This window comes from Lysobacter claricitrinus, from assembly GCF_045866565.1.
Lineage (GTDB): Bacteria > Pseudomonadota > Gammaproteobacteria > Xanthomonadales > Xanthomonadaceae > Cognatilysobacter > Cognatilysobacter claricitrinus.
Genome location: NZ_BAAFZV010000002.1, coordinates 90,707 through 109,577, shown reverse-complemented (window position 1 = coordinate 109,577; position 18,871 = coordinate 90,707). Strand labels below are relative to the sequence as shown.

Annotated in this window: 17 protein-coding genes and 1 pseudogene; 9 read left to right on the top strand and 9 right to left on the bottom strand. The window is 68.4% G+C overall.

Annotated elements, in window-relative coordinates:
* Nucleotides 1–15 precede the first annotated feature (15 nt).
* Both gorA and ACKTTN_RS05150 read right to left on the bottom strand, forming a co-directional pair.
* The gene (gene gorA / locus ACKTTN_RS05155; protein WP_407908821.1) at nucleotides 16–1,377 is read right to left on the bottom strand and encodes a glutathione-disulfide reductase; all 1,362 of its coding nucleotides are present in this window, start codon (nucleotides 1,375–1,377) and stop codon (nucleotides 16–18) included.
* Between the two features lie 59 nt (nucleotides 1,378–1,436).
* Complete coding sequence (locus ACKTTN_RS05150) at nucleotides 1,437–2,708, bottom strand: NAD(P)/FAD-dependent oxidoreductase (RefSeq protein WP_407908820.1); 1,272 nt, start codon at nucleotides 2,706–2,708, stop codon at nucleotides 1,437–1,439.
* Nucleotides 2,709–3,097: 389 nt separating this feature from the next.
* Here ACKTTN_RS05150 and ACKTTN_RS05145 point away from each other — a divergent pair, with 389 nt between their 5' ends.
* Together ACKTTN_RS05145 and ACKTTN_RS05140 are read left to right on the top strand one after the other, a co-directional pair.
* Nucleotides 3,098–4,690, top strand: a complete 1,593-nt coding sequence (locus ACKTTN_RS05145) for a M4 family metallopeptidase (RefSeq protein WP_407908819.1) — start codon at nucleotides 3,098–3,100, stop codon at nucleotides 4,688–4,690.
* 303 nt (nucleotides 4,691–4,993) lie between these two features.
* Nucleotides 4,994–6,601 carry a M4 family metallopeptidase gene (locus ACKTTN_RS05140; protein ID WP_407908818.1) on the top strand — a complete coding sequence of 536 codons (1,608 nt, stop codon included), beginning with the start codon at nucleotides 4,994–4,996 and terminating at the stop codon, nucleotides 6,599–6,601.
* A gap of 77 nt (nucleotides 6,602–6,678) precedes the next feature.
* On the opposite strand, the gene ACKTTN_RS05135 is transcribed toward ACKTTN_RS05140, so the two are convergent.
* Nucleotides 6,679–7,158, bottom strand: coding sequence for an FKBP-type peptidyl-prolyl cis-trans isomerase (locus ACKTTN_RS05135; protein ID WP_407908817.1), 480 nt, complete (start codon nucleotides 7,156–7,158; stop codon nucleotides 6,679–6,681).
* 169 nt (nucleotides 7,159–7,327) lie between these two features.
* Between ACKTTN_RS05135 and ACKTTN_RS05130 the strand changes: the two genes are divergently transcribed.
* Together ACKTTN_RS05130 and ACKTTN_RS05125 are read left to right on the top strand one after the other, a co-directional pair.
* The gene (locus tag ACKTTN_RS05130) at nucleotides 7,328–7,828 is read left to right on the top strand and encodes a C40 family peptidase (protein WP_407908816.1); all 501 of its coding nucleotides are present in this window, start codon (nucleotides 7,328–7,330) and stop codon (nucleotides 7,826–7,828) included.
* Nucleotides 7,829–7,996: 168 nt separating this feature from the next.
* The gene (locus ACKTTN_RS05125; RefSeq protein WP_407908815.1) at nucleotides 7,997–8,635 is read left to right on the top strand and encodes a C40 family peptidase; all 639 of its coding nucleotides are present in this window, start codon (nucleotides 7,997–7,999) and stop codon (nucleotides 8,633–8,635) included.
* 54 nt (nucleotides 8,636–8,689) lie between these two features.
* On the opposite strand, the gene ACKTTN_RS05120 is transcribed toward ACKTTN_RS05125, so the two are convergent.
* The gene (locus ACKTTN_RS05120; RefSeq protein ID WP_407908814.1) at nucleotides 8,690–9,181 is read right to left on the bottom strand and encodes an acyl-CoA thioesterase; all 492 of its coding nucleotides are present in this window, start codon (nucleotides 9,179–9,181) and stop codon (nucleotides 8,690–8,692) included.
* A 28-nt stretch (nucleotides 9,182–9,209) separates the two neighbouring features.
* Nucleotides 9,210–10,538 (bottom strand): dicarboxylate/amino acid:cation symporter, encoded by a 1,329-nt coding sequence (locus tag ACKTTN_RS05115; RefSeq protein ID WP_407908813.1) that lies wholly within the window; start codon nucleotides 10,536–10,538, stop codon nucleotides 9,210–9,212.
* Nucleotides 10,539–10,714: 176 nt separating this feature from the next.
* Here ACKTTN_RS05115 and ACKTTN_RS05110 point away from each other — a divergent pair, with 176 nt between their 5' ends.
* Nucleotides 10,715–12,400 (top strand): alkaline phosphatase, encoded by a 1,686-nt coding sequence (locus tag ACKTTN_RS05110; RefSeq protein WP_407908812.1) that lies wholly within the window; start codon nucleotides 10,715–10,717, stop codon nucleotides 12,398–12,400.
* A 43-nt stretch (nucleotides 12,401–12,443) separates the two neighbouring features.
* On the opposite strand, the gene ACKTTN_RS05105 is transcribed toward ACKTTN_RS05110, so the two are convergent.
* Entirely contained in the window at nucleotides 12,444–12,893 is a 450-nt protein-coding gene (locus tag ACKTTN_RS05105; RefSeq protein WP_407908811.1) for a CopD family protein, read from the bottom strand.
* Nucleotides 12,894–12,966: 73 nt separating this feature from the next.
* On the opposite strand from ACKTTN_RS05105, the gene ACKTTN_RS05100 reads away from it, so the two are divergent.
* Together ACKTTN_RS05100 and ACKTTN_RS05095 are read left to right on the top strand one after the other, a co-directional pair.
* Complete coding sequence (locus tag ACKTTN_RS05100) at nucleotides 12,967–13,575, top strand: class I SAM-dependent DNA methyltransferase (RefSeq protein WP_407908810.1); 609 nt, start codon at nucleotides 12,967–12,969, stop codon at nucleotides 13,573–13,575.
* A 71-nt stretch (nucleotides 13,576–13,646) separates the two neighbouring features.
* Entirely contained in the window at nucleotides 13,647–14,894 is a 1,248-nt protein-coding gene (locus tag ACKTTN_RS05095) for a polyhydroxyalkanoate depolymerase (protein WP_407908809.1), read from the top strand.
* Nucleotides 14,895–14,963: 69 nt separating this feature from the next.
* On the opposite strand, the gene ACKTTN_RS05090 is transcribed toward ACKTTN_RS05095, so the two are convergent.
* Together ACKTTN_RS05090 and ACKTTN_RS05085 are read right to left on the bottom strand one after the other, a co-directional pair.
* Nucleotides 14,964–15,896 (bottom strand): sensor domain-containing protein, encoded by a 933-nt coding sequence (locus tag ACKTTN_RS05090; RefSeq protein WP_407908808.1) that lies wholly within the window; start codon nucleotides 15,894–15,896, stop codon nucleotides 14,964–14,966.
* Nucleotides 15,893–16,318, bottom strand: a complete 426-nt coding sequence (locus ACKTTN_RS05085; RefSeq protein ID WP_407908807.1) for a PadR family transcriptional regulator — start codon at nucleotides 16,316–16,318, stop codon at nucleotides 15,893–15,895. Before ACKTTN_RS05085 ends, ACKTTN_RS05090 begins: the two co-directional genes overlap by 4 nt.
* A 156-nt stretch (nucleotides 16,319–16,474) precedes the next feature.
* Between ACKTTN_RS05085 and ACKTTN_RS05080 the strand changes: the two are divergent.
* Nucleotides 16,475–16,642: pseudogene (locus tag ACKTTN_RS05080) on the top strand (HupB); the annotation flags it as partial.
* A gap of 114 nt (nucleotides 16,643–16,756) precedes the next feature.
* Nucleotides 16,757–17,698 carry a peptidylprolyl isomerase gene (locus ACKTTN_RS05075; RefSeq protein ID WP_407908806.1) on the top strand — a complete coding sequence of 314 codons (942 nt, stop codon included), beginning with the start codon at nucleotides 16,757–16,759 and terminating at the stop codon, nucleotides 17,696–17,698.
* A 3-nt stretch (nucleotides 17,699–17,701) separates the two neighbouring features.
* On the opposite strand, the gene motB is transcribed toward ACKTTN_RS05075, so the two are convergent.
* The gene (motB, locus tag ACKTTN_RS05070; protein ID WP_407908805.1) at nucleotides 17,702–18,871 is read right to left on the bottom strand and encodes a flagellar motor protein MotB; all 1,170 of its coding nucleotides are present in this window, start codon (nucleotides 18,869–18,871) and stop codon (nucleotides 17,702–17,704) included.

The window sequence follows — 18,871 nt, the reverse complement described above, 5'->3', positions numbered from 1 at the left end:
TGGATGGCGCGATGCTCAACGCATCAGCACGACTTCCTCGGCGCTGGTCGGGTGGATCGCGATCGTATCGTGCAGGTCGTCGAGCGTGAGCCCGCGCCGCATCGCGACGGCGAAGCCCTGCAGCATTTCGTCGGCGGCGTCGCCGAGCAGGTGCAGGCCGACAACGCGGCGTTCCTCGCCCGTGCAGACGATCTTGAACAGGCTGCGCTGCGGCGATTCGGCGAGCGCGTGCAACATTGGACGGAAGCCGGCACGCAGCACGTGCACGTCGTCGCCGTACGTGTCGCGCGCCGCGCTTTCGGACAGGCCGACGCGGCCGATCGGCGGATGCGAGAACACCACGGTCGGCACATCGTCGAGCGCGAGCGGTGTGCGCGTGCGTGCAGTGAATACGCGGTCCATCAGCCGGCGCGCGGCGGCGATCGCGACCGGCGTCAGCGCGGGCGACGGCGTCACGTCGCCCACTGCGAACACGCCGTCGACGATCGTGTGGTTGTACGCATCGACCGGCACGAAACCACCCGCGTCGAGCGCGATGCCGGCAGCATCGAGCCCGAGGCCTTCGATGTTGGGACGACGCCCCGTCGCGAACAGCACCTGCTCGACCGGCGCGGTCCACGTGCCGTCACCGTTGCGCAAACGGATGCCACCGTCGACACGTTCGAGCGCGGCCGTCGGCGTCGCGAGCTGCACGTCGACACCGTGCTGGCGGTAGTCGTCGACGAGCTGCGCGGTGATGTCGTCGTCGAAACCCTCCAGCAGGCGGCCGCGCGCACGCAGCGTGACGCGGCTGCCCAAGGCCTGCAGCACTCCGGCCAGTTCGACGGCGATGTAGCCGCCACCGATCACGGCGACGCTCGCCGGCGCAGCGCGCCATGCGAAGAAATCGTCGGACACACCACCGAGCTCGGCACCCGGAATGTCGGGTTTGACGGGATGGCCGCCGGTCGCGATCAGTACGTGCGACGCGGTGAGCACGACGCCATCGGACCTGCGCACGCGGCGCGCGTCGAGCATGGTTCCGCGCACGGGCATCAGCGCGATGCCGGCCGCGTCGAGGCGACGGCGGTAACTCGCGTGGATGTTTTCGATGTATCGCTCGCGGTGCGCGACGAAGGTCGGCCAGTCGAGCGTGCACGATGCAGCCGGGAAACCCAGCGATCCCGCCTGCCGCAGTTTTCCGGCGACTTCCGCCGCCAGCCACATCGCCTTCTTGGGCACGCAGCCCACGTTGACGCAGGTGCCACCGAGCGCATTCGGTTCCAGCAACGCGACGCGCGCGCCGTGTTCGGCCGCGCGGAACGCGCCGGCGAGTCCGCCCGAGCCGCCGCCGATCACGATCAGGTCGAAATCGGTGGTTGCGGGCGTGTCGGACATGGCGTGCTCGGAAAGAATGGACGCTGCATTACGCCGCGGGGCGCGTTACGCGGTTGCGGTCAACGCACGAAACGGTCGGGTCGATACGGCGCGGGGTCGATCGCGGGCGCACGGCCGCCGACGAGATCCGCAAGCAGCTGGCCGGTGCCCGCGCTCATGCCGACGCCCATCATTCCGTGCCCGGTGGCCAGCCACAGGCCGCGACGGCCCGGCACGGCGCCGATCATGGGCACGTCGTCGATCGACATCGGACGCCAGCCGAACCAGCGTTCGCGCACGCGCGGGCCAACGGGGTCGCGCAGGTACTCGCGCGCGCCCCGCTCCAGCGCGCCGAGCCGACGCTCGTCAAGGCGTTCGTCGTAGCCGGAGAACTCCATCGTGCTGCCAAGCCGGTAGCCGCTGGCCCACGCCGTCACGCAGACCGCGCGCTCGCGCAACACGAGCGGGCGTCGCGGCAGCAATGCCGGCGGGTCGTAGGTGATCGAATAGCCCTTGCCCGGCTGGATGGTGCGCGCGAGCCAGCGCAGGCCCAGTGTTTCGGCGAGACGCGGCGACCATGCACCGGTGGCGACGACGACCTCGCGCGCTTCGACGTCGCCCTGCGACGTCCGCGCGACGTAGCCGTTCGCGGCGTCGCCCAGCGCAACAAGCGGACGATGCTCATCGATGACGACGCCCCGCTCGCGCGCTGCGCGTGCGAGTTCATCGACGTAGCGATCGGGGCGCAACGCAGCGTCGCCGTCGAACCGGATCGTACCCGCAACACCCGGTCGCATCGATGGTTCGTCGCGTTCGTACGCCGCGCCGTCGATCAGCTGGACGTCGATACCGAACTCGCGCAGCAGCGGGATTTCGCGTTGCCCGTGCTCGAAACGGCCTGCGTCGCGGAAGACGTAGTCCTCGCCAGTCGGCTGGAACTCGCAGTCGAGCCGGTACTGCGCGACCCAGGCCTCGAGGCGGCGTCGCGAGTCGTGGAGCAGCGCCGCCTTCGCGATCGCGCTCTCGCGCCAGTGCCGCGGGTTGCAGCGCCCGCGCAGCGCCCACAGCCAGCCCCACAACGCGGGATCGAAGCGCGGCCGGATGTACAGCGGCGCGTCGGGCGTCAGCATCATCGACAGGGCGCGCGCCACCATGCCGGGCGCGGCAAGTGGTGGTGCGTGGCTGGGCGTGATGGTTCCGCAGTTGCCGTGGGAGCTGCCACCGCCGATGCGCCCGGCGTCGATCACCCGCACCGCGCGCCCGCTTTGGGCCAGCGCCAGCGCCGAGGCCAGCCCGATGACGCCGCCGCCGATGATCAGGATGTCGGTCGAGGTCGGCGTTTCGGCGGTCACGAAGGCTCGGGGTCCACAAGTTGGCGGCACCAGCCCGGGCGTTCCGCCGCGTGACCGTGCGCAAAGTTTCGCACGGCGGCCGTACGCGCCGAACCACATCGACAGCCCGCTGCCAGCGCATGCACGGGACGACCGCGCTCCGCCGCGCTGGCGCTTTTCGTGATGCGCCGCCGCATGAATCCCGACGGGTGCGGCGGCACCTGTCCTCTTCAGGTCATTTTTCTTGCGGGCTGTCACTTTTTGAAACATTGGTGACAGGCGCGACGTCCGGTTTCCGTACGTTCGACGTTACCCATGCGCCGCGCCGACAGGACGCCGCCGGAGTCGTGAGGTGGCCGCGGTCTCCGCGGTCGCAAGACCCATCTCTCTCCCGAATTTCGAGGGTTTCCATGTCGAATACGAAGTCCCGCGTTCTCGCAGCCGCCGTCCTGGCTGCGCTCGGCGTCTCCGCCTACTCGCTCGCCGCTACCGGCGCTTCGCCGGCCGCTGATCGCGCGCGCGGCCTGGTCGACGCCAACCGTTCGCTGCTCGCCGGCGCCGATGGCGACGCCTACTCGGTGCGCAACGTCGTCGTCGACCGCGACGGCACCGAGCACGTCCGCTTCAACCGCACCTACCTTGGCCTGCCGGTGATCGGCGGCGACTTCGTCACCCATTCGCACGACGGCCAGATGCGTGGCGCATCGATGACCTTCCGCTCGCTGCAGCGCCCGAACATCGCGGCGCGCATCGGCTCCAGTGACGCCATCGTCGCCGCCGGCGCGGAATTCGGCACCGGCTTCCAGGGTATGCCGACGGCGCGCAAGGTCGTGTACGCACGCGACGCCGCGCCGGTGCTGGCTTGGGAAGTCGTGATGAGCGGCGCCAAGCGCGACCAGACGCCGACCGAGATGCACTACTTCGTCGACGCCAACAACGGCCGCATCCTCGACAGCTGGGACGCCGTTGAAACCGCCGCGGCGACCGGCACCGGCAACTCTCTGACACTGGGCACGGTGTCGATCAACACCAATTCGATCAGCGGCGGCTACGAGATGCGCGACACCGTGCGCGGTGGCGGCCTGAGCGAGGACAACCACAACGGCGCGACGACGTCCACGACCGGCACGATCTTCACCGACGCCGACAACACCTGGGGCAACGGCAGCAACAGCGACCGCGCGACAGCTGCGGTCGATGCGGCCTACGGTGTCGCGGCGACGTGGGACTACTACAAGAACACGTTCGGCCGTAACGGCATCAAGAACGACGGCAAGGGCGCGCTGAGCCTCGTGCACGTCGGTACGAACTGGGTCAACGCGTCGTGGTCGGATGCGTGCTTCTGCATGCGCTACGGCGATGGCGACGGCGCGACGTACAAGCCGCTGGTCGCGCTCGACGTGGCCGGCCACGAAATGACGCACGGCGTGACCAGCGCGGTGAACGGCCTCGCGTATTCGGGCGATGCCGGCGGGCTCAACGAAGGCTCGTCCGACATCATGGGCACGATGGTCGAGTTCTCGGTCGCGAATGCCAACGATCCCGGCGACTACCTGATCGGCGAGAAGATCTACAACGTCAACGACGGCACCAAGGCCCTGCGTCGCATGTTCAAGCAGAACCTCGACGGTGCGTCGTACGTCTGCTATCCGGGCCGCGCGTTCCGTCGCACCGACGATCCGCACTACACGTCGGGCGTCGCCAACCGCTTCTTCTACCTGTTGGCCGAAGGCGCCGTGGTGCCGGCCGGGTTCGGCGCGGGTACGACGTACAACCTCACCCCGGCGTCGCTGGTCTGCAATGGCGACACCGGCGTCGTCGGCATCGGCCGCACCAAGGCCGCGGCGATCTGGTACCGCGCGATGGACGTCTACTTCACCTCCAGCACGACCTATCCGCAGGCCCGCACGGCGACGCTCAACGCCGCCAAGGACCTGTACGGCCTGAACTCGCCGGAGTACACCGCGGTCGCCCGCGCGTGGACGGCCACCAGCGTCAACTGATCCGCCTCGTCGGCAGTTTCGGAACGGCCCGCTTCGGCGGGCCGTTTTCGTTCGCGCCCGCACTTCCGACGGACGGCACGGAAAATGCGGCCGGTGCCGGTCCGCTCCGTTCGGGATGGGTTTATTTTTTGACGGGCGTCACATTCCCGGATCAGGCATCCGGGCCTGTACGGATTGGAAGCACACGGACGTTTCCGTCGGGTCGATCGCAGGATGCCGCTCGGGACTGGGTCGCCGTGCCGGCCATGAAGGCCGGCGCGTTCCGCGTTGCGCGGTCCTCCCCCGAACCCACAGGTGCCTGCCATGTCGAACACCACGTCCCTTCTCTGCCTTGCCGTCGTTGCGGCGCTGGGCGCCTCGGCCTGGTCCGTCGTCGCGGCCGATTCGTCGCCGGCCGCCAGCCGCGCTCGCGCGCTGCTCGACAGCCATCGCGCCACGATCGCGGCTGCCGACGGCGATGCATTCGCCGTGCGCAACGTCATCGTCGACCGCGACGGCACCGAACATGCGCGCTTCACCCGCAGCTATCTCGGCCTGCCGGTGATCGGCGGCGACTTCGTCACCCATTCGCGCAACGGCCAGCTGCAGGGCGCATCGCTCGGGGTGGCGACCACGCTCCGGCCCGACATCGCGGCGCGCATCGGCGCGCAGGACGCGATCGTCGTCGCCGGTGCGGATTTCGGCACGGGCTTCCAGGGCATGCCGACGGCGCGCAAGGTCGTGTTCGCCCGCGACGCCGTGCCCGCGCTGGGTTGGGAAGTCGTCATGAGCGGCTTCAAGCCCGACAGCACGCCGACCGAGATGCATTACATCGTCGACGCCCGCAGCGGCCGGCTGCTGGACCGCTGGGATGCGGTCGAAACCGCGGCGGCGGTCGGCACGGGTGATTCACTCACGCTGGGCACGGTGTCGATCGACACCAACTCCGTCACCGGCGGCTACGAGCTGCGCGACACCGTGCGCGGTAGCGGCACGACGCTCGACAACCACAACGGCTCGACCAGCTCGACCACCGGCACGATCTTCACCGACGTCGACAACGCCTGGGGCAACGGCGCAACGAGCGATCGCGCGACGGCGGCGGTCGACGCGCACTACGGCGTCGCCGCGACGTGGGACTTCTACAAGAACACGTTCGGCCGCAACGGGATCAAGAACGACGGAAAGGGCGCGAAGAGCCTGGTGCATGTCGGCACCAACTGGGTCAACGCGTCGTGGCAGGACTCGTGCTTCTGCATGCGCTATGGCGACGGCGACGGCTCGACCTACCGCCCGCTGGTCGCGCTGGATGTCGCCGGCCACGAAATGACGCACGGCGTGACGGCTGCAGTGAACGGGCTCGCCTACTCGCGCGACGCCGGCGGCCTCAACGAAGGCTCGTCCGACATCATGGGCACGATGGTCGAGTTCTCGGTCGCGAACGCGAACGACCCGGGCGACTACCTGATCGGCGAGGAGATCTACAACTCCAACCCGGACAACACCAAGGCGTTGCGCCGCATGTTCAAGCAGGACATGGACGGTGCATCGTTCGCCTGTTATCCGCGCAATCGCCGCTTCAGCTACTTCGACGATCCGCACTACACATCCGGCGTCGCCAACCGCTTCTTCTACCTGCTGGCCGAAGGCGCGGTGGTGCCGGCCGGGTTCGGTGTGGGTACGACGTACAACCTCACCCCGGCCTCGCTTGTCTGCAACGGCGACACCGGCATCGTCGGCATCGGTCGGAGCAAGGCGGCGGCGATCTGGTATCGCGCGATGGACGTCTACTTCACGTCCAGCACGACCTACGCCCAGGCGCGCACCTACTCGCTCAATGCGGCGCGCGACCTGTACGGCCTGAACTCGCCCGAATACAACGCGGTGAACCGCGCCTGGGCGGGAGCGGCCGTCACCTCGTCGACCCGCTGACCGACCGGCGCCCCGAAACGCGAAAGGCCCGCTTCGGCGGGCCTTTCGTTTGCACATATATATGAGTGGTGGGCCGCTCAGTGCTGGTGGCCGCCCTCGCCGTGCACGTGGCCGTGCTCGAGCTCCTCGGCGCTGGCCTCGCGCACGTCGACGATCTCGATCGCGAAGTGCAGGTCCTTGCCCGCCATCGGGTGGTTCAGGTCGACGTCGACCACCGTCATGCCGACCTTCTCGATGGTCACGGCGCGCGGGCCGAAATTGGTGTTGAGCACGACCTGCATGCCCGGCTGCAGCGGCTGGCCTTCGAAGTGCTTCTTCGGCACGCGCTGGGTCAGGCCGTCGCGACGCTCACCGTAGGCCTGCGCGGCCGCGACGTCGACGTCGAACTTGTCGCCGGCCTCGTGACCCATCATGGCCTCCTCGAGGCCCGGGATGATGTTGCCGTGGCCGACCATGATCGCCAGCGGCTCGCGGCCCTCGGACGACTCGATCGACTCCTGGCCCTGCTCGGAGACGGTGTAGTGGAAGCGGACGACGCTGTTCTTCTCGATCTTCATGGAAATCCTGGAACCGCCAGCGGCGGAAATGTGCGAAGCCGGCGGCCCGCATCGTGGACGCGGCGGCTGGCGGGACGAGCGGCATTGAAGCGGCGTGAACGAGCCGTCAAGCTTGCCGACAATGGAACGGCGGCATTATCCCGGCAAGCGTTTCCCCGCGCCAGCGAGCATGGGGCTCCTTCTCCCGTTGCTGCTCGCCGCGTGCGGTGGACCCGAAGCGGTTGTCCGCCATTCGCCACCGCCGCCACGCGTCGTGTTCCCGACCGTGTGGCCGTCGACGACGCCGGATAACCCCGACGCCGCCAACGCCGTCCTGATGCGCGCGTTGTCGCTGGTCGGCACGCCCTACAAGTACGGCGGCAACACGCCGGACAGCGGCTTCGACTGCAGCGGGCTGGTCGGCTACGTCTTCCACGACACGCTGTCGCGCCAGCTGCCGCGCAACTCCGGTGAACTCGCCCGCCTCGGCCGCGATGTCGGCTTCGATCGGATGGCGACCGGCGACCTCGTGGTGTTCGGCGACGCCGCTGGCGTCAGCCACGTAGGCATTTACGTGGGCGAAGGCCGGTTCGTCCATGCGCCCAGCACCGGCGGGACGGTGCGGCTGGACCGTCTGGACGGCCCGTACTGGCGGGACCATTTCCGCGGCGCGAGGCGTCTGCTGATGTGACGGCCAAGCGGCTGGAGCCCACTTTTTCGGTACAGCCGCCGTCACAACGCTGAAGTCCGTTTCTGGGACACCGACCCCGGGAATTAACGGCCAGCTAACGTCTTGCTAACCAAACGCCTCCGTTCGGCGGGCATGATGCCCCCGTGACGAAATCGTGAGGCCCCGGTGATGACCCGGAATACTTTCAACCGCTCCTTCACTCGCGCCGCCCTGGCCGCCCTTCTGGCGCTGGCGGCCGTCCCGGCGTTTGCCGATCCGGCGAACACCGTGGGCATGGGAGCGGACAGCGCGGACGCGCCGGCCGACTCCCGCGCCGCGCTCCCCGATTCGATGACGCTCTCCGACCGCGCGCTGATGCTGGCGTCGGACATCAACCGCCTGATCGTGCCGGGCGCCCGCAGCAGCAACGCCACCGCGGCGCCGGTCACCGGCCGCGCGCAGAGCGTGCTGGCGCGTGCGTTCGCCCTGCTCGGCACCCCGTATCGCTGGGGCGGTACCTCGACCGACGGCTTCGACTGCTCGGGCCTGGTCGGCTACGTGTTCCGCAACGCGCTTGGCGTCGAACTTCCGCGCGTCGCGCGCGACATGGCGCAGACCGGCACGCAGATCGAACGTAGCCAGCTGACCGCCGGCGACCTCGTGTTCTTCAGCACGCACAGCAGCGGCGTCGACCACGTCGGCATCTACATCGGCAACGGCAAGTTCCTGCACGCGCCGCGCACGGGCCGCGACGTCACCGTGTCCGAGCTCGACACCGGCTACTGGAACGGCAAGTTCGTCCGCGCGCGCCGCGTCGCCGACATCTGATCCGCATCCACCTCGGGATCGTTCGAAGGCCGCCTCCGGGCGGCCTTCGCGCATTCAGGCGGCGGGCGCGCCCATGACGTCCTCGAGCAGCGGTTCGATGCCGCGGCTGAGCGCCATCACCTGCTGCGCGTATTCGGCAAGACGGCGGTCCTCGTCGTCCGTGGGCGTCCACGGCGGCACGGGCACCGGCTTGCCTTCGGGGGCGTCCAGGGCGACGAACACGATCACGCAGTGCGTGCACAGGCGATCGCCCGTCTGCGGATCCTTTGGATCGCGGGCGCGCACTTCGATGGCGAAATGCATGCTCGTCGTGCCGGTATGCACCAGCTTCGCCTCGAGCGTGACGAGGTCGGAAATGCGGATGGGCGCGAGGAAGCGGATGCCGCCCACCGCCACCGTCACCGAGTAGTGCCCGCTCCAAGCGACCGCCGCGGCGTAGCCCGCCTGATCGATCCACTTCATCACGGCGCCGCCGTGGACCTTGCCGCCGTAGTTGACGTCGGTCGGTTGCGCGAGGAAGCGCAGGGTGAGTTCGCGGTCTTTCATGCGCGACGGTGTAGCACAGGCCGCGCGATCAGGCCGCCTCGGCGTCCGCGTCGAGGCCGCCGACGTCGGTACGCCCCGCGTTGTAGACGGCGGTGTCGAGCAGCCCGGTCTCGCGCGCAACGAGCACCGGCACCAGCACCTGCCCGGTGACGTTGGTCATCGTGCGCATCATGTCGAGCACGCGATCGATCGCGTACAGGTAGCCGATCACTTCCAGCGGCAGCCCCGCCGCGCTCAGCACCACCGTCGCCATCACAACTGCTGTGCCCGGCACGCCGGCCGTACCGAAACTGCCCAGCACCGAGGCGATCAGCACGATGAAGTACTGGTCGGGCGTGAGCGGCACGCCGGTGTATTGCGAGATGAAGAGCGCGCACAGCGCCGGATAGATCGCACCGCAGCCATCCATCTTGATCGACGCGCCCAGCGGCACGGCGAACGCTGCGTAGTCCTTGTCGACACCGAGGTTGCGCGTCGCCGCGTTGAGCGACGCCGGCATCGCCGCGAAGCTCGACGAGCTGACGAACGCGACCTGCATCGCCGGGAACGCGCCCTTGAAGAAGCGCAGCGGGTTCAGGCGGTGCAGCAGCAGCAGGCCGCCGTAACTCAGCACGATGTGCAGGCCGCAGGCGACGTACAGCGCGATCACGAACTTGCCGAGCGGCAGCAGCTTCTCGAAACCGAACTCGCCGACCAGAGCGGCGATCAGGCCGAACGTACCGATCGGCGTCATTTCGAGCACGAAGCGGGTGACTTGCACCATCAGGTCGCGGCCCTCGCCCATCAGCTCGCGCATGCGCGGCACGCGCTCGCCGAGCTTCACCATCGCGAAGCCGAGCAGGCCCGCCCAGAAGATCACCGGCAGGATCGAGCCCTTGCCGAATGCGAGCACCAGCTCGCCCGCCGCATTCTTCTTCTCGCCGATCCCGGTCATCGCCGCGAACGGGTTGTCGGGCACCACCGACAGCAGCACGTTGGCGACGCTGGGCACGTACTTCGGCACGTAGTCGGGGTCGACCGCGAGATGCGTGACACCAACGCCCGGCTGCAGCAGCGTGCCGACGCCCAGGCCGATGCCGACCGCGATCACCGCTGTCAGCGCGAACCACAGGAACGTGCGACCGCCGAGCGCGGCCATCGACTTCTGCCCGTGCAGCGCCGCCACCGCGTTGACCACCGCGAAGAACACCAGCGGCACCGCGATCATCTTGATCAGGCGGACATAGAGATCGCCGAGCGGGCCGAACCACGTCGCCGCGGCCGGCCCCATCAGCCAGCCAGCCAGCGCGCCCAGCGCGAAACCGAGCAGCACGCGCTTCCAGAATCGGATCTTCAGCCAGGCGTGGACGAGGGACATGGGGCGGGCCGGAAAGGTCAGAACCGCACGATAGCGAAGCGCGCGTCATGGAACGATGCCCCGCGCGAGGTCGCAGCGTCCCGCCAGCGTGACCGACAGCACGGCTCGGCGTGGCAGGCGCGAATCGTCAGGTGGCGTCGGCATAATCGGCCGCCTCCCGTCTGCCGTCTTCGTCCATGCACCGACTTCTGCCCGCAAGCCTCGCGCTCGCCGCGACGCTGCTCTGCGCCGCCTGCGCCACCACCACCGCGACCGCGCCCCACTACACCGTCGATGTCCCCGCCATCGACCGCCCGACGGGCGAGACCAGCGCCTGGTGGTTCCGCAACGGCGCCTCGCAGGCGGCCGCGCGCGGTGCGATGGGCGGGCACGCGAAGAACGTGATCGTCTTCCTCGGCGACGGCATGAGCCTGACCACGGTCGCCGCGGCGCGCATCCTCGAAGGCCAGCGCCACGGGCATCCGGGCGAAGAGAACCGGCTGAGCTGGGAAGACTTCCCGTCCACCGCGCTCAGCAAGACCTACAACACCGATTCGCAGACGCCGGATTCGGCCGGCACCATGAGCGCGATCGCGACCGGCGTGAAAACGCGCATCGGCGTCATCTCGGTCGGGCCGGAAGTGCCGCGTGGCAACTGCGCGCAGGCCAGGCTGCACCCGACGACGACGCTGTGGGAAATCGCCGCGTCGCAGGGCATGGACGTCGGCATCGTCACCACCACGCGTGTCACCCATGCCACACCCGCGGCGACGTTCACCCACGTGCCCGATCGCAACTGGGAAGCGGACGCCGAGATGCCTGTCGAAGCACGCGACGCCGGTTGCATCGACATCGCGCGCCAGCTCGTCGAATCGCCGTACGCCGATCGCGTGAAAGTGCTGATGGGCGGCGGGCGGTCGAACTTCATGCCGGCCGCCGACGAAGATCCGGAGTACGCCGACAAGCACGGCCTGCGCCTCGACGGCCGCGACCTCATCGGCGAATGGCGCGCGAAGCATCCGGGCGGTGCCTATGTGTGGAGCGCGAAGCAGCTCGCCGACGCATCGGCCGACGCGCCGTTGCTGGGCCTGTTCGATCCCAGCCATATGCATTACGTCACCGACCGCCCGACCGACGCAGCGGGCGAACCGGACCTTCCGACGATGACGCGCGCCGCGATCTCGCGCCTGTCCAAGAGTCGCGACGGCTACGTGCTGCTCGTCGAAGGCGGGCGCATCGACCACGCGAATCACGAAGGCAATGCGTATCGCGCGCTCACGGAAACGGTCGAATTCAGCGACGCCGTGCGCGCCGCGATGCAGGCCACGTCGGCCGACGACACGTTGATCCTCGTCACCGCCGATCACTCGCACACGCTGAGCTTCGTCGGTTACCCGGTGCGCGGAAATCCGATCCTCGGCAAGGTGAAAGGCAGCAGCGGCGAAGGCGACGGCAAGACCGAATACGCCGTCGACGCTGCCGGCCATCCATACACCACGCTCAACTATTCGAACGGCCCGGGCTATGTCGGCGCCACCGACCAGCAGCCCGAAGGCATCAAGCACTACCCGCACATCGTCAGCGGCGCGCAGGACGCGAAGAACGGCCGTCCCGACCTGACCAACGTCGACACAGCGTCACCCGACTACATGCAGGAAGCGCTGGTGCCGATGGCATCGGAAACGCACGGTGGCGACGACGTAGGCGTCTGGGCGCGCGGCCCGGGCAGCGACGCGGTGCGCGGGAGCCTCGAGGAAAACTCGCTCTTCCACATCCTGCTGCAGGCCACGCCACATCTGCGCGCGGCGGTATGCAAGGCGGGCGGTTGCGACGCGAACGGCGTGCCGGTTTCGATGCCCGCATCGCTCGCACCCGCGCACTGACGAACCCACGCGACGGCGGTGCAACGGCCGCCGTCGTCGTCGATCAGAACGGCTTGGCGAGCACCAGGTACACGATCGCGACGAGCAGCAACACGGGGATCTCGTTCACGATGCGCAGCGTGCGCGATGACGGAATCGGGCCGCCTTTCGCGGCGCGCTTGAGCCAGCGCCCGCTCATGACGAAGAACGCCAGCATCAGGATCACGCCACCGATCTTCGCGTGCAGCCAGCCGTTGCCCGGCGCGAACCACACCGGCATGCCGGCGATGACCTTGCCGCCCAGTGCGAGCAACAGGCCGAGCGCGAAGGCGACGCCGAACATCATGTGGCCGAAGCGATACAGCCGGCGCCCCATCAACACCAGTCGATCGCGCACCGCCGCGTTGTCGCCCGCTTCGGCGATGTTGACGAGGATGCGCGGCAGGTAGAACACCGACGCCATCCACGCCATCACGAACACGACGTGGGCGGTCTTGATCCAGAGATAGGCCATGGCGCGGCAGGGTTCGGGCGGGGCCGGTAGGATGCCACGCGCATCGCGCATCGTCCGTCCACGAGCATTCCGCATGGCCAAGCACTACGACCGCGACTATTTCGAACGCTGGTACCGCGATCCGGCGCTCAAGCGCGCGGCGATCGGTGGCGCAGCGCGCTTGTCGCGCAAGGTCGCGCTCGCGGTGTCGACCGCCGAGTACTGGCTCGAACGTCCACTGCGCAGCGTGCTCGATATCGGCTGCGGCGAAGGCGCGTGGCAGCCGGCGGTCAAAAAACTTCGACCGAAAGCAAGCTACATCGGCTTCGACAGCAGTGCGTATGCGATCGAACGCTTCGGTCGTCGCCGCAACCTGCACCTCGCGTCGTTCGCCGATTTCGCATCGTTGCGCCCGTGCGCGCCGGCCGACCTGCTGGTCTGCAGCGACGTCATGCACTACCTCGAGCCGCGCGAACTCGACGCCGGCCTGCCGGGCCTCGCCGAGCTGTGCAGCGGCGTCGCGTTCCTGGAAACGTTCACGCGCGAGGACGAGATCGAAGGCGACACCGCGGGCTTCCGTCGCCGCCCTGCGCGGTTCTACCGCACGCGCCTGCAGGCCGCCGGTTTCGTTCCACTGGGATCGCATCTGTGGCTCTCGCCAGCCCTCGCCGACCAGGCCGCGGCCCTCGAAATCCCGGGTTGAACGAGGCGGACACACTTCACATTCCGCCGTCAAGCGCCTGCGCTATGCTGCGACGCAACAGGGGGATGTCGATGCTCTATCAGATGCATGAACTCGGGCGCGCGTGGCTCGCGCCGATGACCTACTGGGCCGATGCGATGAGCAAGGCCTTCGGCGCGCAGGGCAGCTGGCTGCACGACGTGCCGGGCGCGGCCCAGCTGTCCGCCGGCTACGAGCTCTTCTACCGGCTCGGCAAGGACTACGAGAAGCCCGCGTTCGATATCCACGACGTCGAGGTCGACGGCCGCGTGTATTCGGTGATGGAGCGCGAGACGCTTCGCAAGCCGTTCTGCAGGTTGCTGCACTTCAAGCGTTTCGCCGACGACGTCGCCGGCGTGGAAACGCTGGCTGCGTCGCCCAAGGTGCTGGTCGTCGCTCCGCTGTCGGGTCACCACGCCACGCTGCTGCGCGACACCGTGCGCACGCTGCTGCGCGACCACGACGTCTACATCACCGACTGGGTCGACGCGCGCATGGTGCCGGCCGCCGAAGGCCCGTTCCATCTCGACGATTACGTGGTGTACGTCGAGGAGTTCATCCAGCACATCGGCGCGGCCGACCTGCACGTGATCAGCGTCTGCCAGCCGACCGTTCCCGTGCTCGCCGCGGTGTCGCTGATGGCCGCGCGCGGCGAGCCGACGCCGCGATCGCTGGTGATGATGGGCGGCCCGATCGACACGCGCGAGAACCCGACGCAGGTCAACGACCTCGCCACGCACAAGCCGATGTGGTGGTTCGAGTCGCAACTGATCCACCCGGTGCCGGCGTCGTTCCCGGGCGCGGGGCGTCGTGTGTATCCGGGTTTCCTGCAGCACATGGGCTTCGTCGCGATGAACCCGGAGCGGCACTTCACGTCGCACTGGGACTTCTACGAGAACCTGCTGCAGGGCGATCTGGAAGACGCCGAATCGCATCGCCGCTTCTACGACGAATACAACGCCGTGCTCGACATGCCGGCCGAGTACTACCTCGACACCGTGCGCATCGTGTTCAAGGAACACCTGCTGCCGAAGGGCGAGTGGGAAGTGCGTGGGCAGCGCGTCGATCCGACGAAGATCCACGACACCGCCCTGCTCACCATCGAAGGCGAGCTGGACGACATTTCCGGCCGCGGCCAGACGCGCGCGGCGCAGAAGCTGTGCACGGGCATTCCGGAGAACGAACGCCAGCACCTCGTCGTCGAAGGCGCGGGCCATTACGGCATCTTCAGCGGCCGCCGCTGGCGCACGCAGGTGTATCCGAAGGTGCGCGATTTCTTCGCGATGCATTCCAAGCGCTGATGGTTGCGCGGGAAGGAAAGAAAACGGGCGCCTCGGCGCCCGTTTTCGTTTCCACGTTCGCGACGTGCGTCAGGCCGTCGCGGACCCCGGCGACGCCACCAGCATCGCCTTCGCGATCTGACCGTGCAGGTGGCCGACGCCGCGTGCGAGGTGCAGCGTCGCGAACAACAGCACCACGCCACCGACGAACACCAGCGGCAGGCCCCAGGCGTCGATGCCGTTCACCTGGAACTCGTTGAACGGCGCCCAGCCGGCCCACGCGAACAGCGCCATCACCGGTGCGGCGATGAAGCCGGCAGAGATCGACAGCAGCGTCACCGCGAGCGTGAAGTACACGATGCCGATCGGCAGCATCAGCAGCATGTAGGCCATCGTGCTCCACGTGCGCGGGTCGGTGAACATGGCGCGGACGCGATCGAGCAGCGGCGCATCCTTGGCGACGTAGCGAGGGCGGCGCGGCATGCGTTCGCCCAGCATGACTTCGACCAGACGACCTTCCACCAGCGACAGCACGCGCACCGATCCGAAGAACAGGATCCCGAGCGGAATGCCGATGATCAGGATCGACATGCCCGCTGTCATCGACAGCCCGGTCACCACCCACGTGAAGTAGAAGATGCCGGTGGCGAGCGACAGCAGCATGTAGAACAGCGCGGCATACGTACGCGGTTCGAGCGCGACGCCGAAGAACCTGCCGAGCGTGGTGCGCGGCTTCCTGGGCTTGGGCGACTGCAGCGCCGTCTGCACGCGCACTTCGGTGTCGCGGTAGATGTCCGCCACTTCGTTCGGCGCGCCGTAGCTGCCGGCGACTTCCGCGATCACTTCGGCCTCGGAGCGGCCGGGATTCGCGCTCATCTCCGAGCGCAGGTAATCCTCGGCGTCGTAGAGCGCGTCCTGGATCAGCGCGGGGTCGGCGCCGGCGAGCGCGGTGCGCAGGCGCTCGAGGTATTCGGCGATGGTGGCCGGCGCGCGCAGGTCGGAGAAGGAATGGGCGGCGTTCATGCGAGGTCTCCCCGGGAGACGGATGAAAGGGTGGACATGGAGGTGGCGCGTGCGAGCGGCCCGAGCACGGCGTCGACCGAATCGCGCGTGGCGCGCCAGGCGTCGGCCCAGTGCATGAGCACGCCGCGGCCGGCGTCGTTGATGCGGTAGTAGCGGCGCGGTGGGCCGGACACGGACGGCTCGACGAAGCTCTCGAGCAGGCCGCTGCCTTCCAGCCCGCGCAGCACGGGATACAGCGCGCTCTGCTTGCCGGCCAGCACGCCTTCGAGCTGTTCCAGCCGCTTGGCGATCTGGTAGCCGTACATGGGCTCGGTGGCGTCGGCGAGCACCGCGAGCAGCGCCAGCGACACGGTGCCGGCGCTCAGCTCCTTCTGGAACTTGCGCAGGTGGAGATCGGGATCGATGTCGGGTTGGGCGGACATGACGGAGGCTCGGCCTGGTGTCGACTTCAATCTAGTAGCAACTTCGCTATAGCGAACCTGCCGAAGGTCACGAGGACCGATGTCACGCCCGCTTTGGCGTCATGCCCACGGGCCCGGCGGTATCCCGGACGCCCCCAGGCAGCGGAGACCGATGCGATGACCCAGGGCGACAAATCCAGCTACACCGACAAGCAGAAGCGCCAGGCCGAGCACATCGAGGCCAGCGAGAAGAAGGAAGGCCGCTCCGCGAAGGACGCCGAGCGCATCGCGTGGGCGACGGTCAACAAGCAGGACGGCGGCGGCAAGAAGTCCGGCTCGGGGCGCTCGCACCACTGACTTCCGCGCGGCCGGCGGCCTCACCCGCCGCCGGCTGCAGCGCGGCGTGCAGCGGAAGCGGCCGCTGCCCCAGAATCGGCGGACCACACCGGGGAACCCGCCATGCCGACGTCGCGCCCGCTCGCCCTTTCGCTGTCCCTCGCCCTCGCCTGCTGCGCGCTCGCCACGCAGGCCGCGACACCCAGGGCCGCCGCGCCCGCGAAGGTGCGCTCGATGCAGGAAATCATCGACGCGTCCAAGCCGTCCGACTGGCGCGCGCTCGATCCGCAGAACACGCTGTACATGGACCTCGCGAACGGCCATCGCGTCGTCATCGAGCTCGCGCCGCAGTTCGCGCCGCAGCACGTCGGCAACGTGCGCACGTTCGCGAAGGAAGGCTACTGGAACGGCCTGAGCATCGTGCGTTCGCAGGACAACTTCGTCGTGCAATGGGGCGACCCGGAAGAGGACGCCGCCAAGCGCAAGCCGATCGGTAGTGCGAAGGCGAAGCTGCCGGCGGAGTTCACCAGCCGCGATGCCGCGCTGACGAAGACGTGGACGCGACTGCCCGACGTCGACGGCTGGGCGCCGCAGGTCGGTTTCGCCGGCGGCATGCCGGTCGGCCATGACCCGAAGGCCGGCACGTACTGGATGGCGCACTGCTATGGCGCCGTGGGCGCGGGCCGCAACAACGAGGCCGATTCCAGCGACGCGACCGAGCTCTACGTCGTGACCGGGCAATCGCCGCGCCAGCTCGACCGCAACATGTCGATGGTCGGCCGCGTCGTGCAGGGCATGGAATGGTTGTCGACGATTCCGCGCGGCACCGGCGCGCTCGGCTTCTTCGAGAAGCCCGAACAGCGCGTGGGCATCCAGTCGATCCGGCTCGCCGCCGACGTGCCGGCCGCGGAACGCACGAATGTCGAACTGATGCGTACCGACGCGCCGCTGTTCAAGGAGCTGGTCGAATCGCGCCGCAATCGTCGCGACGCGTTCTACAAGGTGCAGGCGCACCACATCGACCTGTGCAACGTGCCGCTGCCGGCACGCGAAGCGAAGAAGTAAACGTCAGCGCGTGATCATCGGCGGCGCGACGCTCGCTCGCGCCGCCGGTTGCGCCTTGCTTCCGTTCGCGATCTTCAGCGCGGCTTCCGCCGCCGCGGCAGCCCCATCCGCAGTCTTCTCGCGCGCGGCTGTCGTGCCTGCATGCGCAGTCGCTGCGTCGGGCATCGCGACGATGTCGGGCGTCACGTTCGACGCCGCCACCACTTTGCGCACCACGAGCGGGCCGGCATCCATCGAACGCGGCACCGGCGGCGGATCGTTCGGCTTGCCGTCACCCGCAAGGCGCGGTTCGTCGCTCTCGGCGGCAATGCGCTCGGCTTCCTGGCTCAGCACGACGAGCGAAATGCGCCGGTTCTTCGGGTCCGCCGGATCGTTGCGATTGAACGGCACCGACGATGACAGGCCGACCACGCGCGCGAGCTTCTCCTCGCGCATTCCGCCTTCGATCAGTGCACGACGCGCGGCATTCGCGCGATCGGCCGACAGTTCCCAGTTGCTGTAACCGATCTTCGCGGCATAGCGCACGGTGTCGGTGTGGCCGCTGATCGCGACGCGGTTCGGCACCTGGTCGACGTAACGCGCCAGCTCCACCAGCAGCGACTTCGTATAGCCCTTCAGCTCCGGCGAACCGGAGTCGAACATCGGCCGGTTCTGCGCGTCGATGATCTGGATGCGCAGCCCTTCCGGCGTGATGTCGATCAGCAGCTGGTCCTTGAACGGTTTGAGCGCCTGGCTCTGGCCGATCGCCTTCTGCAGGTCCTGCTTGAGGATCTCGAGCTTCTTCTTGTCGGCCTGTTCGAGTGTTTTGCGCGCGGCTTCGGCGTCGGCGTTCTTGCCGTTGCCCAGGCCCGGAATCTTCGCCGCACCCGCACCCGGCGGATTGCGCACCTGCTGGAACATCTTGATCGGCGTATCGCCAGCGCCACCGGGGCCCATCTTGCCCTGCACCATCGTGCTCGTGCGGCCGCGCACGGCGCTTGGATTCTTGAAGTAATCCGCGATGCCGCCGAGTTGCTCCTGCGGCATCTGCGCGACCAGCCACATCACCATGAAGAACGCCATCATCGCGGTGACGAAGTCGGCGTAGGCCACCTTCCACGAGCCGCCGTGATGTCCGCCACCGCCTTTCTTGCGGCGCCGGACGATGATGATGGGAGCGGGTTGCGCCGACAT

What these genes read in the sequence shown, in the direction of transcription:
- ACKTTN_RS05130 (WP_407908816.1), top strand. Translation starts at nt 7,328, where the DNA reads ATGGGGCTCCTTCTCCCGTTGCTGCTCGCCGCGTGCGGTGGACCCGAA.
- ACKTTN_RS05095 (WP_407908809.1), top strand. Translation starts at nt 13,647, where the DNA reads ATGCTCTATCAGATGCATGAACTCGGGCGCGCGTGGCTCGCGCCGATG.
- ACKTTN_RS05145 (WP_407908819.1), top strand. Translation starts at nt 3,098, where the DNA reads ATGTCGAATACGAAGTCCCGCGTTCTCGCAGCCGCCGTCCTGGCTGCG.
- ACKTTN_RS05115 (WP_407908813.1), bottom strand. Translation starts at nt 10,538, where the DNA reads ATGTCCCTCGTCCACGCCTGGCTGAAGATCCGATTCTGGAAGCGCGTG.
- gorA (WP_407908821.1), bottom strand. Translation starts at nt 1,377, where the DNA reads ATGTCCGACACGCCCGCAACCACCGATTTCGACCTGATCGTGATCGGC.
- ACKTTN_RS05085 (WP_407908807.1), bottom strand. Translation starts at nt 16,318, where the DNA reads ATGTCCGCCCAACCCGACATCGATCCCGATCTCCACCTGCGCAAGTTC.
- ACKTTN_RS05125 (WP_407908815.1), top strand. Translation starts at nt 7,997, where the DNA reads ATGACCCGGAATACTTTCAACCGCTCCTTCACTCGCGCCGCCCTGGCC.
- ACKTTN_RS05140 (WP_407908818.1), top strand. Translation starts at nt 4,994, where the DNA reads ATGTCGAACACCACGTCCCTTCTCTGCCTTGCCGTCGTTGCGGCGCTG.
- ACKTTN_RS05135 (WP_407908817.1), bottom strand. Translation starts at nt 7,158, where the DNA reads ATGAAGATCGAGAAGAACAGCGTCGTCCGCTTCCACTACACCGTCTCC.
- ACKTTN_RS05105 (WP_407908811.1), bottom strand. Translation starts at nt 12,893, where the DNA reads ATGGCCTATCTCTGGATCAAGACCGCCCACGTCGTGTTCGTGATGGCG.
- ACKTTN_RS05090 (WP_407908808.1), bottom strand. Translation starts at nt 15,896, where the DNA reads ATGAACGCCGCCCATTCCTTCTCCGACCTGCGCGCGCCGGCCACCATC.
- ACKTTN_RS05100 (WP_407908810.1), top strand. Translation starts at nt 12,967, where the DNA reads ATGGCCAAGCACTACGACCGCGACTATTTCGAACGCTGGTACCGCGAT.
- motB (WP_407908805.1), bottom strand. Translation starts at nt 18,871, where the DNA reads ATGTCGGCGCAACCCGCTCCCATCATCATCGTCCGGCGCCGCAAGAAA.
- ACKTTN_RS05110 (WP_407908812.1), top strand. Translation starts at nt 10,715, where the DNA reads ATGCACCGACTTCTGCCCGCAAGCCTCGCGCTCGCCGCGACGCTGCTC.
- ACKTTN_RS05075 (WP_407908806.1), top strand. Translation starts at nt 16,757, where the DNA reads ATGCCGACGTCGCGCCCGCTCGCCCTTTCGCTGTCCCTCGCCCTCGCC.
- ACKTTN_RS05120 (WP_407908814.1), bottom strand. Translation starts at nt 9,181, where the DNA reads ATGAAAGACCGCGAACTCACCCTGCGCTTCCTCGCGCAACCGACCGAC.